Genomic DNA, 16,679 nt, shown 5'->3' with positions numbered 1-16,679 from the left:
TGTTGTCTCTCTTAAAAGGCAATAAACTCTCAACTTCACGCTAAGTGATTGATAATTAAACGATAATAAAAAGTTAATAAACAATAAATATTATCCAGTTATTTGGATAGCAACATAGAAGTCATAGCTGTACCACTGGTAAAGGCTGTCGGCGAGATTTCCACATTTCAGCACGCTTCCGTCATGTATGTCAAAGTGTATCACGCTTCCTCCCGCAACCCTTCCATTTTTGTCAATCCGTGGAAGGACGGACCCGCGGTATCCTCCGGTCGTCTCATAGACCGCACCGAGGTGGTAGCGCTCTATCAGTTTGTCCACGGCGCTCAGCATGTGCCTGTCATAGCCCGCAATGTAATCGAGGTGGTCGGTCACTGATGAATAGTGAAGTCCTATGTCCCCAGGATGTATCAGTTTTATTCCACGCTTCTCCTTGGGAGCCTTCGTGGCAAGTATTTTCGTAAAATCGAACATATTACCTCCTTCTTTTTATTCGCCTTATTCACTTTATTCACATTATTCATTTATGCAGCGTGAATAACTGCATAAAGTGAATAATCGGCATAACCGCATAGAGTGAATGGTCGGCAAAATGGTATTAATGGTTTATGACATGCGTGACTTCAGAATTCTCGAGACCTTGCTCTGTGATATCTGCAGACGGTCGGCAATCTGCTGCTGCGTGCATCCCTGCTCATGAAGGGATATGACATTCGCCTTCAGGTCGCTTTGGCTGTTTCCCGTCTCCACGGCGAGCAGGTCGTGCTCGGACCCGTAGTCGAGGAAGGAGAATCCGAGATTGTCGAGCTCATCCTTCGTCCGCTCATAGAGGGCAACGTGATCGGCATAGAGCTCCATCTCGCCGTTTCGCCACTTGCACTGCTTGACATAGACGACCGAATGGTCCTTGCTGGATACGCCCAGTCCGATGGCGTCATCGACGAGCTGGTTCAGCTTCGCCGAGCCCTGTATCGCCTCCAGCGACAGTGGAATGGCTCCCGAGTAGCGCTTGGGTACATGGTTCAGTACGACGAGTGTCCAGCCGTGCTCCTTCTTTAGAGTGTTGAGCGAGGACATGAGCGTTCCGGCCTCCATACCCTTGTCGAGTGACTGCCCGAGGGCGGTGATGTTGTCGATGAACAGCACCTCAGCATGGTTCTCCACCGCGGCACGCTCTATCTCCACAAGCACGTTGTCGACGATGTTGTCGGTCTTGAGCTCGGCGCGGAAGAATGTCGGCGGGAAGTTAGGTGTGTTATACCGCAGTGCCAGCTGCCTCTCCGACATCTCGAAGTCGAGATACAGCACTCGCTTGCCCTTGGCGGCAATCTCGCGTGCCACCTGCATGGCGAAGATGGTCTTGCCGATTCCTGACTGCTCGAAGATGATGCACAGGTCGCCCTCAAGGACGATGTTGGGATAGAGCACCACCAGCGGCGGCAGCTGTCTTGCCTTCTCCAGATACTCGTTCATCGAGGCCACACGGAAGCTCTTCGTGTTGACGGCACTCTTCTCCTGCAGCTGCCGAAAGGATGCCATGATGTCATCGATGTCGTCATTCGGTGCCAGAACTGATGGCTCACTGCCAGTCTTTTCTTGAGACAGAGGCTGGCTGATATTGCATTCTTTCTTGCCGTCCGTTGAGGTTGGCTGACTTCCCTGACCACCGGCATTTTCCTCTGCATTGACAGGCTGACTTGGCACGGCGTCCATGTCATGGACAATCCGCTTCTCGGCGGTATCATATTTGCCGTTGATGGTTTCTATGTACCTTGGCTGTTCCTTATCCTTTGATTCTTGAGTACTCATAATACCTCCTTTCGTCAAACAACCTTGTTATTAATGAGAGCTACCACATCCTTATAGTTGTAGAGCACACGCCTTGGTCCGACCTTCTTGCTGCGGAGCAGGCCCGACCTGTTCCAGCGCCATAAGGTAGAGAAGTCGACTTTCAGCATGTCGGCAGTCTCTTTGCGTGACAGATAACGTTCACCGTCAATCTCTGCCACTGGTTTTGACACTGCACCTGCTGTCTCGTTAATGGCAGCAGATGTCGGTTGCTGCATTTTTGCAGCCATCATGTTGACCATCGCCTCAAAATCTGCTTTGGTCATCACAACAAACGGGTTTGATGGATTTTCCATGGTAAGTAATGATATATAAAGTTAAACATGTCGCTACCTGGCGCCGTCTTCCGTCCGTGCCAGTACTTCGGTAACGTCGCAAATGGAAGTTTTGCTCCGAAATCGCACTGCAAAGATACGATATAAAATCTCAGAAAACATTGCATAACATGTTGTAAACCAACGAGTTCAACGATATCCAATAATAATTCTCCGCATTCAATAATCGTTCAATGAAAGTTCAACGATTATTCAACGAAATTCAATGGCACATAAAAAATCCCTACCGGTGCCGGCCGATAGGGATGATGATTTTGGGGTGGAAATCGATCAGTTTATACCTGCTGCCTTTCTCAGACGCGTTTTCATTCCTCTAACCTCAACAAGAAAATCGTTGTCTGCTCTGCTATAGTCCCTGTCGATCTCTCTGATTGGCGGCATGTAGGTGGCGAAATTGCTTGATGATCCGACAATCTCTTCTCCAAAGACAGCCGCCATTTGTTTATGTGGCGGGAAACTCGAAATCCATTTGAGGCTTTTGGCACAGTATAGCGCTGTCCCGACATCCTTTTTTTGTCTGTTGCCCTTGAACACCTCGTCGAGAATGTCAAGTATTGGCATCGACGGCAACTCTTTGCAATCCTCGTTCACATACGGCAGAAACATTGCGTGCCGCTCGTCAAGAGGATCTTCTGCCATCTGAGCGAACTGCTCCTCTGTTTGGTCTTTAGAATGATTGGCAGCTGAGATTTCTTCAGTAGATTTTGTGGCATCATTACTGGTGCCAACCTCGTCTTTGCCTGCGAAGATACAGACTATTGGGTGAATGGCCTTGTATATCAATTTCTCTATCGGCACTACATAAATAATAATGTATAGGAGACTTCCCGCAAGAATGATAAACGAGACTATGGAAACGAGCCATACAAGTTTCCATATCACTGATGAGAAACTAAATCCGGAGACAATCTCAGCTGCCTTGAAAGGCATTGGCGGCAGCGCGGCACCTAAAGCGGAATATGCAAGGGCGTAAAAGGGCTTGTTGATATTGGGCATGGTGAATATTATAATGTGTACTTTATTTGTTGTCTTATTCTTTGTTATCGTCCATGAGCTTGATTTGCTTTTCCATTTCTTCTACGGTAGGGAGATACTGCTTAAGGTCATAAGCGGCAACTCCGATGGGCTTGTTAAGTCCGTCGAACGACCACTCCACCTTGGTGTTGTCCTTCGATTTGCAGATAAGGAGACCGATAGTCGGCTTGTCGTCCTCCTGCCTCAGGAGCTTGTCAACAGCCGTGACATAGAAATTGAGCTTGCCTGCGTACTCCGGTTTGAAGTCAGTCACCTTCAGCTCGACCACGACGAAGCATTTGAGCCGGATATGGTAAAACAGCATGTCGATGAAATAGGACGTGCCGGAAACTACCAGTTCAACCTGACGCCCGTAGAACGTGAAGCCTTTCCCAAGCTCCAGCAGAAAGCGGGTGATGTTGTGCGTGAGTGCATCCTCCAAATCGCGTTCCTGATAAACGCGTGGCATCTTCAAGAACCCGAAGTCGTACGGGTCCTTAAACATGTCGTTCACCTTCATACGGTAGTCATCAGGCAGAGTCTTGTCAAAATTAGAAGGCAGGCTGCCTTGGGCGTGGTAGAGGTCGGAGTCAATGAATTGCTTTAAAGTATTACGTCCCCAATTCCCGTCTATCGATTTTTTGATATAGAAGACTGCCTCCTCTATTGTCTTACATTTCGACACAATGATAATATGCTGGCTCCAGCCAATGAGTCCGAGTAGAGGAGGAAAATCCAATACTCCAACACCTTGTTGGACTTTTGGAGAATTTGTCTCCGTACGCAGTTTGTGGCTTAAACTGAATTCTCCAACACCCTGTTGGAGTTTTTGATATTGCGTACTATAAAATGTATACCACTGTTTGACATACCACAAGTTAGTCGTAGAAAATCCCCTTGCTCCAGGAAAACTTTCTTTGAGATCAAGGCTCAATTGCTTAATGACGCCGTCTCCCCATGTTGACTCTGCCTTCAAGTCAACTATCTCATGTCCGAGATACCAGTAGAACTCTATCATGGCATCATTGACACGCACAGCAGCCTTGGCCTGGCTCCTGCGGTACTGCTCCTTGATTTGCTGGAGCCAATGTATATACTCTTTATTCTTTTGGAATGATGATGTGACGAAGTGATTATTCATTTTTCCTATATTATAACCTTTAATGGTGTAAAGATAGCTAATTTAATTTATTATTTTCCTCTTTATGTATTAAAAATGTAATTTCGTCTAGCACAGAGCTCGTTTCGTTTTATCGCTTATTTAATAATTGCAACAACATCGCCGTCTTCTGTTCGTCTGTCATGCTCTTTATGTCATCTACAGTCACCTTTGGCTCTAAGTCTAACAGCTTGTTGTTGTACTCCATCTGCTTAGCAAGTGGATAGTTGGCGATATACCGGTCTGTAATAGACTGGTTTTGTGAGTGCCCCATACTCTCAGTGATATAACCCTTGTCTACTCCTGCCATGCTGAGATTAGTGGCGAAAGAATGCCGGCACCATGTCCCAGATGGACGTACCTCCCAATGGAGCACGGTCTTGCAGATGTTGATTACACGGTCTTGAACGTTCGAATTTTCCTGCTGTATTCTTCTGCGAATGCTGAGTTCATCATTTGCCCCTTTCAGTATGCCGGGAAAGACATAGCCATTCTTTACAGGCTTGGCTGCGATGTCATCAAGGATATTTTGCAACGGCTCTATGATTGGTACGATAACTTCTGAACCATTCTCGCTCCTAGCTCTTGTCTTTTTGCGATTGAAGCGGAAAGCCTTTCGTTCGGTGTCGAAATAGTATTGTGAATACTTCAATCGCCCAGCATCCATCAGATTGAAGCCATTGCAGAGATATTGGACGAGAAACAGTCCCAATGAATAGTGGGCTCGCTTCTTGTAATCATCAGACCACGACTCAGGGTATTCCTTGTTGATAAACACCTGGTAAAGGCGTGTCATCTTCTCAACATCAAGATATTCCTCCTTGCGTGTGGCGCCAGAAGGAATAGCTATCAATCCCTTCTGCTTGATATTGGAAAACGGGTATTCCATGTTGACAAGGTAGCCGAGACGACGGCATTCATTCCACACTGCTCTGACTGTCCGAAGATAGATTCCGCGTGTTGTGTCGCTGATTTTACCAACGAGTTTGCCGTCTTTATCTTTTACGCCGGTCTTCATTCCATCGTTCCAACGCTTCAAGTCATCAATTGATATGTTAAACCCCTTAATACGATGCCGCCACATAATCTTTTTGAATGATTTCTGTGCGTTCTCATAAAATTGTGCGGTTGTCACCCTCGCACCATTATTCTCAGTCTTCAGCCGCTCAATCATATCATCCCAAATGCCCATGAAGGAGTTAGGGTCCTCGACAGAAGAAGTCCTTCCCTCAACAGTCGTTCGTATTGCCTCCAAGGAAAGATTACTTCCCTTGTTGATAATCGTTAGTAGCTCTTGATATTTCTGCAGATGCCCAAGCCAAAGCTTCTTCTTCTCATACTTTGGCGACTTGCTTTTTGCAACAGTGCAGATATCTGAGAACTCCTTCTCTGTATAGCTGCCGCCTACCCGATGGTAGAAACTTCTCCGGTCTATGGTAAAGCGGACTGTCAGTGGATAGGAGTCCACGTTCTTTCGGTTTGAGCGCTTGTCCAGAACTAAGGCGACGGAGCAGTTGCGTTCAACGAAATTGCCGAATGATGTAGTCAGTTTTGCCTTCATGTCAATTGCTATTTATATTTATAATTTTGTGAAATCTTATGCCATTTAAATCCATCATTTGGTAGTCCTAAATGATGTTTTCGGCAAAATTCTGCGAAAACAATGCGAAAACATTAACGTTGAGTTAAGGGGTTTTATGCCGTTTTCTAAGATTGCACAAATTTATAAACTATCTGATAATCAGTCAAATAGAATTCTATAAAATTTCATAAAATTTTAGTTTGACAGACTCATAATCTGGAGGTCCTAGGTTCAAGCCCTAGCTGGTCCACAATGAAAATCAGCGACTTAGAGACTTCTCTAAGCCGCTGATTTTCTTTTCAGGAAAACATTGGGAAAAGGGCATACACAGACACAATCAGCTATTTCGCCAGCCGTGGCTGACGATTTAGTAGTAAATGGTATTAGTTTCTAAGGCATCAACTTCCGTTTGGGACTGACATTAAACCTCCATGACAGTGAGAGCATGACATAGCGGGGCAGGCTGTTGTACCAGAGTTCCGTGCGGCCTTGGTCGTTCATCTCGTAGCGGGTGTTGGTCAGCTGGTGCAGCAAGTCAAATCCTGTCAGCTTGGCGACTAAAGCGCCTTTTAGGAAGCTGCGGCTCAGATGGGCGTTCCACACCCAGTCTGTGGTGTTCATCATGCTTTCATAGTACCCCCGACGGGCGTATAATGTCATGTCTGAACCCAAGGCGATGTCCCACGGGAGTTGAAACTCTGTTGTAAGACCTACTTTGTAGTCACCGGCGTGGACGTTGGTGAAGCCACTTCGCCGGCTGTGGATATAGTAGTACGTTCCACCGGCCAGAAGTGCAAAGTCTATCCGGTCATTCGGGCGGAAGCTCAGCTTTACCTCATCGCCCATCTGCCAGTTGTTGACGATGCTGCGCATGCTTGCCACGTTCTCCTCAGTGGTCGTCATGTCGACATTGTGGTCGTAGCGCGCGGACAGTTGGTTGTCGATGGTCCAGCGGCGAGCACTGTCCAGTGGCAGGGTCAGCCCCGTCTGTCCTTCTACGCGCCAATTGCCGTTGACACTGACGGGCATGATGGTAGAGATGCCTGTGCGCATGTCGTAGAGGGTTGCGTATGCGATGTCGTTGTCGGTCTTGTCGTATTTAACTGAGGCGTTCCACATCCGCTGTCCGTTGCCCTCATGGCGTAAGAGGAGCGAAGCCTGATAGCGGTGGATGTTTTTCAGATTCGGGTTGCCGGAGATGAGGAACAGTGGGTCTGAGTCGTCGCGGTAGTCCACCTTCTTGACCAAATCGGGTATCTCTGACTTGATGACGGCGTTCAGTTCCCATCGAACCGACCTGCCGCCAGAGAAGAAAGCTTCCGGTTCGAAGAACACTTCATGTGCAGACACATCATGCCGCCCTACTCGTGTGTAATAGAGATTCTTGCTGACGAAGCGAAGGGGAAGTCGGATGTAGCCGTATTCTATGTTCATCTTGTTGCGACCAGTGGCGGCATTGATTTCCCATTCCAGCATCAGCCGGTGATGATTCTGGTATTCTGTATAGTAATAGCTGTTGTTGTGGTCGAGCACTTTCAGCAAGGCTGCCCGTGATGACGGGAGAAGGTCATAACGCGTGCTGTCGTGGCCTTCAAGCTTGTCAAGCCTGTAAAGTGCGTTGTTGGTCTTGTTGTATTTATATTCATATTGATATTGCGGTCTCAGGCTCCAGCCCGGCCAATTCCAGTCGTAGGCAATGCCTTCCTTCACATCCCAGTGTCTGCTGTCCTTAATCTGATATTTGTTGCGGAAGTCGCGCGCCTGACTTGCCTCCGCATATCTCAGGTCGTAGAGCGAGAACGAGTTTCCATGTAGCTTGTCATACTCCATGCTGAAATCGGAATGCAGCAGGTCGATGATATGCTTCAGCGTACTGCTGTTTGACAACGTCAAATGATAGTTCTCGCTTTTGTCCATGCTCCGCTCCACGAGTTCGTTCAACAGAGAGGTAGAATCGGAGCTGGCGGCGTCTGCGTCTGCGTATTTCCTATTGCGCTTGTAGTGGAAGTTGAGGCTGGTCATGGTGGAGTACTTGCCGCTCTCGCCGTAGTGCAAGGCATTCTGGCTGTCAAAGACAGTCGTCTTCGTGTCGGCTTGGCTCTGTGACAGCCTGACAAGGTTTCCTCCTGGCAAGAAGGTCTCTATATTCTTTCTCGTTTGCAAGTCAATGTCATCATGCGAGATGGTGTTTTGTGTACTGAGCCACTTGTCCATACTGCTGTCGAAGAATCTTGCATAGCTGACATTTGCCGATCGGTTGGTCAGCAGGCCGTTTGGCGCATCTTGCGGAGTCCATCGGCCTGTCATGTCGGCCTTCTGATTGTCACTGAGGTTGTTGATGTTGGTGAAAGCGAAGAACATTTCTTTGCGAGACGACTTCATACCGAACCCTTTCAGCGCGAAGCGTCCGTCAGATCCCGCTCCTGCCTCGACGTTGCCAAAGAGCGTGGCGAGGTATTCTTTCTTCAACTTGACATCCATCACCAGGCTCTTGTCGCCCATGTCCCTCTGCATGAGACGAGAGTTTTGACTTTCCCTATCATAAACCTTTATCTTGCTCACAGTATAAGAAGGCAGATTCTCCAGTGCCATCTTCGGATTGCCGCTGAAGAAATCCCGTCCGTTGACCAGCAGACTCTTGACGAGCCGCCCGTTGACGAATATCTGTCCTTCCCTTGTCAACTGTGCTCCCGGCAGACGGGCGACGAGTGCGTCGAGCATACTGCCTTCCGCCAGGTTGAAGGCATCGGCATTATACACAATTGTGTCGCCGTGCATCACCATTTTTATCTTCGTGGCCTTGACGGTCACCCCCTGCAGCTCATGGACGTCATGCTCCATCAGTATGGGGTTGGCTATCAGAGTGGTCTGCCGCTGGCTCTGTAACGTTATATTCTCATAAGCGTCCTTGTAACCTAACATGGAGGCCTTGATGATGTACTTACCCTTTTGCAGCCGCTTGCCATTGAAAACGTATAAGGCAATCTGCCCTTGATAGGGGACATTCTCAATGGTGGCCTTGGTAGTGGCAAGGATAGTACTGTCGGCATCCATCAGGAACACCTTGGCGGGTATGGGGTCGCCGGTTATCTTGTCGGCTACACGTCCTTGTACGTTATGATTGATTTCTGCGGCATTGGCAGACAGACAGTATAATAGTGTCAAGATAATAAGAGAAGCTATTTTGTTCATGATGACGATTAACAATAATCCTTGTTTTAGTTTGTGCCAAGGGACATGAATAATCCGGAGAGGTATGTCGGTAATTGGGAACGGGTCCATTGCTCACGATGTCGCTTGCCTTCCATGGTGTAGGTTACCACCATCGTGTCAGCACCTTCCCTGCGAACCGAATACCTTGTACCGTCTTCTGCAACGACTTGGTCTTTGCCATAGTTTACCGCCTCCAAGATAGCATTTGCCGTCTCCATGCTGCCTTCCGGCGATTCGTAGATAAAGATCAACAAAGAACGTGTCGGCGAGAAGATCTTGTAGCATTTGATGCCGGAGGCTTCGTGATACCAAACACCAAGGATATTGTTGGTTGGTGTCGTAAAGTCCCCTGAGAGGAGACTGACAAAGTCTTCTACCTCAGGAGGATTGGGTGCGACCTTGTAAGTCGAGTCGTTATTGCTCCCGCCGGACTGATGGCAGCCTGGCCCCATTCGAAAGCGAACTCTTTTTTTCCCATTGTGGGAATTGCTTTGGACATAAGGCTCGAAGAGCATTGTGTTGCCATTGATTCCGACTATCATATATTCATTCTTACAGGGAGCCTCGGTCTTGTCAGCGGCCTTGTTGCTTGCCTTCTTATACACCCCAGGTTTTTGTGCAAGCATCGTGACGGCATTGATACAGGCCATCAATATCAGCAATATTTTTTTCATGGAATGGTTATTAGTCGTTTTTGAAATCTTTCTCATACACTATCTTCTTCCCACTGATGGCTTTGATTTTCCACCATGACCGTCGTGGAACAAGCCATTCCCCTTCATTTGACAGCAATAACACATGGAGTCCCTTGTCGGTCATCTTCATATTGATGCTGAAATGCCGTCCGATACTTTCCGTATTACAAAATATCAGGTGATCGTAAGCCGCATTATCTCTTTTGGCATTGCCCAAAGGAAGAGTATAGAAAAGACTATATTCTGACGTGTCAGATGTAGAAGTCAGGAAACAAGTGGCTGCTTCTGCGACTTCCTTTACAATGCTGTTCTGCGCTTCTTTTGTTAACGCGAAATAATAATGTGTGCCCTCACTCTTTGAGTTAGATTTGCTGTTGTACTTTAATACATACCAGTCCTGTGGATAGATGCTGGTACCCGGATTCATATTATAGCTTACGGCGTACTTCTTTCCCTTGTGTTTTGCCAGGATGGCCTCTATGTTATGTTTAAACGAGTCTTCTGAGTGACAACTTGCCATCCCGCTTTTCTGTAGTGGTGGCAAAATATAATGCAGGAAGGTACCTCCGTCGTAGCTGAAATAGTCAATGAATTCATTACCCGCTTTCTTCTCGACTTGCCCTTTTACGCGCTGCTGAAACAAATCCTTCGGCATGTTGTTCAACGCAAGGACATATTTGATGGTGTCTCCCATGCCATTATGCACTTCATAGTGATAGCATTCTTTTGCCGACGGTGCAAGACTGTCAAGGGTATGCTTGATGACGGGTCTTATCATAGCTTCATCATGTTGCGCCTTCTCGCTTTCTTTAAGCCGGGAGGCTATGTACTCCCTTGTCCCTTCTAATTGGAAGGGAAAATCAGCCTGTCCCAACCTGTTATACTGTATTAGATTGTCAATGTCGGCATGGGTAAGCTTGTAGAGTGCGAGATAGTACTCCTGCCCTGTGTTGTCGGCAGAATAGGTGCCTTCTATGCCAGCCTTGCCAAACTCATTTAAGAGCTTTGCCATGGCAGGGTTAGGCTTTTGCGCCAGCGATGCCAGCGCAAAAGAGACAAACAATGCAAGCATGATCATCTTTCTTCTCATAAGTTCTGCTCTAAGTCTTTGTTGATATGCATGTGATACTCACCGTCTCCTTTTGAAGCCAAGACTTGTCTCTCGAGATTCTCCCCTTTTGATTGGATGTAAGCGACCGACGCGTTGATGTCGGCGGTCTTTATTTGATGGGAAGGCTCTTCGATCATCGTCTCCGTTGATGTCGCAACATAGTGCCGGGCTTCTGTCGCAGCAACGGGTTTGGGAACAGGAACATAGTCGGCTCTGTCGGCTCTTCTGCTTTTGCCGTAGCCGCCCCGCTTCATACATACCTTTTCAGACACTTCCTGCCTTTCCCCAATAGTTGCCATCGGATTCTTGCTCACAACAGTAGTGTCCTTCGCTTTTGTGGATTCCGTTGACTGAATTCGCACGGGTGTCTCTATTGCCAGCCTTTTGCTGTTTTCGGAAGTGTATAGGGCATACTTCAGCGCAACAGCACAGACGAACGTCGCGGCAACGCAAGCAACAGCGTAATACCAATGCCTCCTTAATAATGGTGTTGGGTAACCATTATTTGAAGAAGATGCTTCTTCGGAGTCAAAGGCTTTGAAGTATTGTTTGTATGCCTCCCATTCTTCAGGAATGTTCTTAGAATGACAGAAATAGTCTGCAAGCTCCGACTCCTGTTGTTCGGAAGTCTCCGCTTGCATAAACTTTCTGAGAAGTTTTCCTATGTACTCTTTGTTCTTCATTTCTTTCTCCTTTCGTTGAATTGTCTTATGAGTATTGATCTTGCCCTCGCCACCATACCGCGTACCGATGACTCTGTACTGCCAATGAGATTTGCTATGTCCTTATAGCTCAATCCTTCTCCATTTCTCATCCGTATCAGTTCCTTGTATTTAGCGGGAAGCTCTTTCATGCATTGCAGCATCAACGTTTCGTTTTCAGACTCTTCCAACACCGATTGTGGGCTATGGCCGGATGTCTTGCCTTCCGCCAAATCCACTTCCACAAAGTGAAGTCCGTGTTTTTGCTTTATTTTGTCAAGGCAAATATTTCTTGTAGCTGTTGCTCCATATTGGCGGAATCGTTCCGGCGGCTCTATTCTTTCCCTTGCCATCCACAAGCGAATCAGCGCATCTTGCACGGCGTCTTCCACTTCGTGCTCATCATGGAAATAGTGGTGTGCGATACCGACAAAATCATGCCGGTATCGCCTTACATATTCTATGAATTCGCTTATTTCCATTTAGATTTTCGGATGCGTTTATCTCTAATACGACAAAAAGCTGAAAACGCTATGCAAATGTTTCATAATATTTTTGTCGCTCTCAGCAAGGATGACTCTTCCTTATTTACAGTGTCTCCTACTTGTCAACTACAAAGATAAGGCTTCTTGTCGAGCCGTGCAACATAATCTTGCGTTTTATATCTCGCACAGAGTCACGGAACTGGAGTCACGATGGCTTCCGGGCTCACAGCGTCAACGGGGCAGGAACCTTCCTACTGTAGGAAAATAGGTATTGCGAAATGAGAACGGCATCCTACAGGCCGCATGGTGCGGTGTCTGTAGGATGCCGTTTTTTAATGATCCCTTATATCCCTTATATATAATAAGGAGTATATTAGTATCCGATGGTGAAGCGTTCCTTGTGGTGAGCGGGCTTCTCCAGTTCGTCGACCATAGCGACAGCATAGTCCTGGACAGAGATGTGGCTGGTGCCAGTAGCCGGGTCGACGATCAGATCGTCCTTGCCGAGACGGAACTTGCCAGTGCGCTCGCCCTTCTCCTCAAACTCACCGGCAGGAGAGAAGAACACCCAGTCGAGGTCGTGCTCCTTGGTAAGGCCGTTGAGATAGAAGTCGCCCAATGAGCGCACGGCATCCATGATCTCTGCGGGGATGGCACCGGAGTCGACGACACGCAGTCCTGGCTTGACGAAGAGCGTACCGGCACCGCCGACGATGAGCAGACGGTCTACGCCACTTTTCTTCACCGCCTCCACAATCTTGGGATAGTTCTCCTCTGTGAGGCGCTTGATGTCGGGATTGCCCCAACCGGGATTATAGGCAGAGATGACAGCGTCCTTGCCTTTGGCGATATTGGCTATAGCATCAACGTTGGCTACGTCTTCCTCCACAGCCGTGAGGTTGTCGTTCTTTGGAAGCTTATTGGCGTGGCGTACCACTGCCGTCACCTTGTGACCACGGGAGAGAAGCTCGTTGAGAATAGATGAACCTACGAAGCTTGTTGCGCCGATTAAAACTACATTTGCCATAACTTGTATCCTTTCTTTATTTGTGATTATTGTTTTCTTGTTTACAGGTGCAAAGATAGGGAAAAACTGATACGCTGCAAGAGGGCACCTTGCTGTCTTATGCTTACCTTTAGGTAGGGAATGGATGGATAGGGCAGGGAACAAGAGTAGTGTTAACTTTCTTTGACTTGTAAGTTTTGCGCTTTCGACATTGATTCGCTAATTTTGCGCTTGAAACAGAAAACTTATATGTGTATGACACGCCTCCGCGACTTTCTGTCTCCGCTTCGCCAACCATTTGAGAGAAGCCAAGTACCCATGATGGTAGTGTTGTTCTCTGTCTTGTCCACGGCTGTGATCGCTGTGGTCTGCATGACTGGATCCCTATGGATGGCAGGAGCTGTGTTGCTGGTGCTTACTATTATCGAGGCTGCTATCTATTGCTTCTTGAGTCGTTCAAAAGGGGTAGGAGAGTAAGACTTGCCATCACAGCCCCAGCTTATCCGCGTCGCTGTATTCGTGGATGGTGCAGTCGTCGGCGAGGATGAAGGGTCGCTGTGCGTCGAGCATGGCGAAAGCGTCGTTGATGACCGGTTCCTTCTTACGGGTATGCGCGAAGATCTCGTAGTCATAGCCGTCGATGGCATAGGGTTTCCCGTCCTCGTCGTAGTGCTCGCTAACGTCGGCCCACATTGGTCCGCCCGTTTTGGCCCATCCGCCTCGCTCTTCACCCACGTCGGTGAGGGCAAGCCATCCTTCGTCGCTTTTCGTGAGATTGTTGAGGCTGTCAGCACTGACGGTACCAAGGAGGTCCTGGTGTCGCTCGGCCCATCCGCGGTTGATGCCGGCATGTGTGAAGAGCACCTTCTTGCCGCCTATTGTCGTGTCAAAGGCTACTTGGAACATTTGTCGGCGATCCTCGAAGATGCCCTCGATGGTATGGAGATGCCTGGCAGACTTGCGGTTGCTGGAAGCTCTGCCTGCGAATACCTTGTTGATATAGTGCGCGTCGTGGTTGCCGATAAGGAAGACAGGCGCACACGTGAGATAGGTGCCGGTGAGCGTGTCGTAGAGGTGCTCCCAGTTCATGATGGCCTGGCACTCATTGATGTGCTCGGTGGAATAAGGATCGAAATAATCGCCTAAGAATACGATTTCGTCGAACTCGCGCCGATGCTCTGCTACGTCGTTAATGGCCTCTTCCCAAAACGACCGTCCGTGTATGTCGGGAATAATCAGAATGTTCATATCGCTTAGTTTTTGGGCAAAGATAAGGAAAAAGAATGAAAAGACAAAGACTTTCAACTTGTTTTTGCTAATAGTTGACACTTGTCGTTGCAGTGCATGCCCATTCCGAGAAAAACTCATAACAAATATTTGCAGCAATAATACACAAAAACGTGTGGCTGTACTGTGCTTATCAAATTAATGTTGTATATTTGCAGCAGATAATATCAAGCAATGAAGCGACGTTGGCTTGAGTGATTCGTTTTACTTTTTAATCAATAGTAATATGCAGATTCGTATAAACCCTGAGACATGTATCAAATGTGGCAGTTGCGTGGCGGTGTGCCCTGTAAGCATCTTCCGCCAGTCTGCGCCCCGCACTCCGGTCACCATAGAGCGTGCGGAAGCCTGTATCAAGTGCGGACATTGTGTAGATGTCTGTCCCTCAAACTCCATCGATCATGAGCTCTTCCCCTTGGAGCGCCTTCACGAGATAGACTATCATCAGATGCCGACACCCGAACAACTGATGAATCTGATTCATGCGCGCCGTTCCAACCGTACTTTCCTCAAGAAAGAGGTGCCGGGCTCTTCCATCGCGATGATGCGTGAGGCTGCTCTCTATGCGCCTACTGCCGGCAACAACCAAATGGTAGAGTTGAATGTAGTCTGTGATCCGGACAAGATCGTCGACATCATCCGCTTCACCATCGACACTCTTGGCGAGCATCTCGACATCCTTGGACCCAACTATGCGGGCGTAGTCAGCGGAGCACGTCAGGCTTTTGAACATGGCAAGGACATCATTCTTCGCGGCGCACCCTACGTGATGGTCTTTGCTTCCGACCATAGTTTCGGAGCCGCCGACTGCAATCTTGCTTATCAAAACGCCTCGCTGATGGCGCAGAGCTTAGGCGTTAGCCAGTTCTATATGGGCTTCGTCATGACCGCTACGTCGCTTTCAGACCCAGAGCGCGTCAAGGCCCTCTTCGGTGTGAAGCAGAAGGTGCAGGCGCTGATGGGCTTCGGTCTGCCCCGTCTCCGCTATAAGCGCTACACCGAGCGCGGATAAGTGATTCGGCTTGCGGGGCTGTGTTAAAGTGGATTTTTGACACAGTTCCGTGTTGCGTCTGGATATTTCTGCCAGGTCTTTTTCTTATGGCTTAACTGAGTATTTGGAAAAAAGCAATTACAGAAGATTCATTCTGATAATTCAATTGGATTATAAGGCATGACCTTATGCATTAATTTTAAAGTCTCGACATCATCCATGTTATTTGGGTTAAGTTCCATTTTAACCCCCGACATCTCTGCAGCCTCAAAAAAGGACGTTTCACTTTTTGCCTTATCGAATTCCTTTTGGCTGACTTTTTGCTACCTCTGAAGTTATGGATTATCAGGGCGAATTTTCTGGAATTCTGTGAAAAATCTCTGCTGGTAGAATTTTCGTATTTGTGTTGATCAGAAATTTTTAAATAATATTAAATATAGTTATATGATGTTGTGTTATTTGTATTTCAAGGATATTATACTTAATTTTAAGTCAAAATAAAATAACTCATTAGATTTAAAAATGAAAAAGATATTTAGCCTAGTTCGTGTAAAAGTATTCGTTCTGATACTTTTTATGTGTTTTGACCTGTCTGCACGTGCTCAGAATGAGAATGCGCAAAATGATTGGAAATTCAGTCATCCAATTTTAGTTGAGTCGCAAGCGCCAACGTCACCCCAAACGGGTATGTTAAATAATGGAGAAATGCCTGAATTTCAAGGAGGAAGCATTGAACTGAAAAAATATTTAGCAAAGGAGGTTCATGAAACATTATTAAGGAGAGGTGATAATGTATTTGGGAAAGTTATAGTAAGTTTTGAGGTCGGCAAGAAAGGCAATTTGTCAAATTATAAAATTGTAAAGTCCACAAACCCATCATTGAACGAAGACGCATTAAACATTGTCAAATCTATGCCAAAATGGAAGCCGGCAAAAAAGAACGGAAAAAATGTTAAATCAAAAATTAGTATCATTGTAAATTTTGAGTGAGCCGTATGGGCTGAAGATTTGTATAAACCTGGTTCGGTCCTTTAAGAAAGTCGCCCCCTCCATATAACTCCATATAATTGGAGCGATTTAAAAATATTTAAGAGTAATACGTATTAATATTAGAAGCATTCTTTTCTTCCTTAATTCCGCAACACTTTGATTTAACTTTATTTATAAGTTCCTGAGCAACAAAAAGTTGCTCAGGATTTTGCCATGTCAGATTTTTCACCTATCTTAGTGTTGCAATTTAAAACAAGCGTAAATC

The 16,679-nt window shown here is 47.1% G+C and carries 16 protein-coding genes; 4 read left to right on the top strand and 12 right to left on the bottom strand.

Annotation, left to right across the window (positions count from 1 at the left end; translation table 11 throughout):
• Nucleotides 1–102: 102 nt before the first annotated feature.
• Complete coding sequence (locus FYJ73_RS14625) at nucleotides 103–375, top strand: hypothetical protein (RefSeq protein WP_154535481.1); 273 nt, start codon at nucleotides 103–105, stop codon at nucleotides 373–375.
• Between the two features lie 228 nt (nucleotides 376–603).
• On the opposite strand, the gene FYJ73_RS14620 is transcribed toward FYJ73_RS14625, so the two are convergent.
• The 11 genes from FYJ73_RS14620 to FYJ73_RS14570 form a co-directional block, all read right to left on the bottom strand.
• Entirely contained in the window at nucleotides 604–1,806 is a 1,203-nt protein-coding gene (locus FYJ73_RS14620) for an AAA family ATPase (RefSeq protein WP_336509620.1), read from the bottom strand.
• A gap of 14 nt (nucleotides 1,807–1,820) precedes the next feature.
• Nucleotides 1,821–2,141 (bottom strand): helix-turn-helix transcriptional regulator, encoded by a 321-nt coding sequence (locus tag FYJ73_RS16025; protein ID WP_235899402.1) that lies wholly within the window; start codon nucleotides 2,139–2,141, stop codon nucleotides 1,821–1,823.
• Nucleotides 2,142–2,450: 309 nt separating this feature from the next.
• Nucleotides 2,451–3,176 (bottom strand): hypothetical protein, encoded by a 726-nt coding sequence (locus FYJ73_RS14610; protein WP_154535480.1) that lies wholly within the window; start codon nucleotides 3,174–3,176, stop codon nucleotides 2,451–2,453.
• 34 nt (nucleotides 3,177–3,210) lie between these two features.
• Complete coding sequence (locus FYJ73_RS14605; protein ID WP_154535479.1) at nucleotides 3,211–4,335, bottom strand: PDDEXK nuclease domain-containing protein; 1,125 nt, start codon at nucleotides 4,333–4,335, stop codon at nucleotides 3,211–3,213.
• A 109-nt stretch (nucleotides 4,336–4,444) separates the two neighbouring features.
• On the bottom strand, nucleotides 4,445–5,914 hold the full coding sequence (locus FYJ73_RS14600) for a tyrosine-type recombinase/integrase (RefSeq protein WP_154535478.1): 1,470 nt from the start codon (nucleotides 5,912–5,914) through the stop codon (nucleotides 4,445–4,447).
• Nucleotides 5,915–6,325: 411 nt separating this feature from the next.
• Entirely contained in the window at nucleotides 6,326–9,100 is a 2,775-nt protein-coding gene (locus FYJ73_RS14595; protein ID WP_154535477.1) for a peptidase associated domain and porin domain-containing protein, read from the bottom strand.
• A 53-nt stretch (nucleotides 9,101–9,153) separates the two neighbouring features.
• Nucleotides 9,154–9,822: a hypothetical protein gene (locus FYJ73_RS14590; protein WP_154535476.1), complete on the bottom strand. Its 669-nt coding sequence runs from the start codon at nucleotides 9,820–9,822 to the stop codon at nucleotides 9,154–9,156.
• 10 nt (nucleotides 9,823–9,832) lie between these two features.
• Nucleotides 9,833–10,933 (bottom strand): hypothetical protein, encoded by a 1,101-nt coding sequence (locus FYJ73_RS14585; protein ID WP_154535475.1) that lies wholly within the window; start codon nucleotides 10,931–10,933, stop codon nucleotides 9,833–9,835.
• A complete protein-coding gene (locus FYJ73_RS14580) occupies nucleotides 10,930–11,637 on the bottom strand; it encodes a hypothetical protein (protein ID WP_154535474.1) in 708 nt (235 codons plus the stop codon). Before FYJ73_RS14580 ends, FYJ73_RS14585 begins: the two co-directional genes overlap by 4 nt.
• Nucleotides 11,634–12,137, bottom strand: a complete 504-nt coding sequence (locus tag FYJ73_RS14575) for an RNA polymerase sigma factor (protein ID WP_154535473.1) — start codon at nucleotides 12,135–12,137, stop codon at nucleotides 11,634–11,636. Before FYJ73_RS14575 ends, FYJ73_RS14580 begins: the two co-directional genes overlap by 4 nt.
• Nucleotides 12,138–12,513: 376 nt before the next feature.
• Nucleotides 12,514–13,167 (bottom strand): NAD(P)-dependent oxidoreductase, encoded by a 654-nt coding sequence (locus tag FYJ73_RS14570; protein WP_154535472.1) that lies wholly within the window; start codon nucleotides 13,165–13,167, stop codon nucleotides 12,514–12,516.
• A 297-nt stretch (nucleotides 13,168–13,464) separates the two neighbouring features.
• On the opposite strand from FYJ73_RS14570, the gene FYJ73_RS14565 reads away from it, so the two are divergent.
• Nucleotides 13,465–13,623: a hypothetical protein gene (locus FYJ73_RS14565; protein WP_154535471.1), complete on the top strand. Its 159-nt coding sequence runs from the start codon at nucleotides 13,465–13,467 to the stop codon at nucleotides 13,621–13,623.
• Between the two features lie 9 nt (nucleotides 13,624–13,632).
• On the opposite strand, the gene FYJ73_RS14560 is transcribed toward FYJ73_RS14565, so the two are convergent.
• Nucleotides 13,633–14,394, bottom strand: a complete 762-nt coding sequence (locus FYJ73_RS14560) for a metallophosphoesterase (protein WP_206081800.1) — start codon at nucleotides 14,392–14,394, stop codon at nucleotides 13,633–13,635.
• A 265-nt stretch (nucleotides 14,395–14,659) separates the two neighbouring features.
• Between FYJ73_RS14560 and FYJ73_RS14555 the strand changes: the two genes are divergently transcribed.
• Together FYJ73_RS14555 and FYJ73_RS14550 are read left to right on the top strand one after the other, a co-directional pair.
• Entirely contained in the window at nucleotides 14,660–15,445 is a 786-nt protein-coding gene (locus FYJ73_RS14555; protein WP_154535469.1) for a nitroreductase family protein, read from the top strand.
• A gap of 501 nt (nucleotides 15,446–15,946) precedes the next feature.
• Entirely contained in the window at nucleotides 15,947–16,414 is a 468-nt protein-coding gene (locus tag FYJ73_RS14550) for an energy transducer TonB (protein WP_154535468.1), read from the top strand.
• The last annotated feature ends 265 nt before the right edge of the window (nucleotides 16,415–16,679 follow it).

The sequence above is a fragment of the Hallella mizrahii genome, from assembly GCF_009695775.1.
Lineage (GTDB): Bacteria > Bacteroidota > Bacteroidia > Bacteroidales > Bacteroidaceae > Prevotella > Prevotella mizrahii.
The sequence above is the reverse complement of the archived record's forward strand: the minus strand, read 5'-3'. Positions and strand labels throughout refer to the sequence as shown.

Coding starts and splice junctions, on each gene's coding strand:
- FYJ73_RS14565 (WP_154535471.1), top strand. CDS start 13,465: ATGATGGTAGTGTTGTTCTCTGTCTTGTCCACGGCTGTGATCGCTGTG.
- FYJ73_RS14570 (WP_154535472.1), bottom strand. CDS start 13,167: ATGGCAAATGTAGTTTTAATCGGCGCAACAAGCTTCGTAGGTTCATCT.
- FYJ73_RS14620 (WP_336509620.1), bottom strand. CDS start 1,806: ATGAGTACTCAAGAATCAAAGGATAAGGAACAGCCAAGGTACATAGAA.
- FYJ73_RS14590 (WP_154535476.1), bottom strand. CDS start 9,822: ATGAAAAAAATATTGCTGATATTGATGGCCTGTATCAATGCCGTCACG.
- FYJ73_RS14600 (WP_154535478.1), bottom strand. CDS start 5,914: ATGAAGGCAAAACTGACTACATCATTCGGCAATTTCGTTGAACGCAAC.
- FYJ73_RS14575 (WP_154535473.1), bottom strand. CDS start 12,137: ATGGAAATAAGCGAATTCATAGAATATGTAAGGCGATACCGGCATGAT.
- FYJ73_RS14550 (WP_154535468.1), top strand. CDS start 15,947: ATGAAAAAGATATTTAGCCTAGTTCGTGTAAAAGTATTCGTTCTGATA.
- FYJ73_RS14555 (WP_154535469.1), top strand. CDS start 14,660: ATGCAGATTCGTATAAACCCTGAGACATGTATCAAATGTGGCAGTTGC.
- FYJ73_RS14605 (WP_154535479.1), bottom strand. CDS start 4,335: ATGAATAATCACTTCGTCACATCATCATTCCAAAAGAATAAAGAGTAT.
- FYJ73_RS16025 (WP_235899402.1), bottom strand. CDS start 2,141: ATGGAAAATCCATCAAACCCGTTTGTTGTGATGACCAAAGCAGATTTT.
- FYJ73_RS14610 (WP_154535480.1), bottom strand. CDS start 3,176: ATGCCCAATATCAACAAGCCCTTTTACGCCCTTGCATATTCCGCTTTA.
- FYJ73_RS14560 (WP_206081800.1), bottom strand. CDS start 14,394: ATGAACATTCTGATTATTCCCGACATACACGGACGGTCGTTTTGGGAA.
- FYJ73_RS14585 (WP_154535475.1), bottom strand. CDS start 10,933: ATGAGAAGAAAGATGATCATGCTTGCATTGTTTGTCTCTTTTGCGCTG.
- FYJ73_RS14580 (WP_154535474.1), bottom strand. CDS start 11,637: ATGAAGAACAAAGAGTACATAGGAAAACTTCTCAGAAAGTTTATGCAA.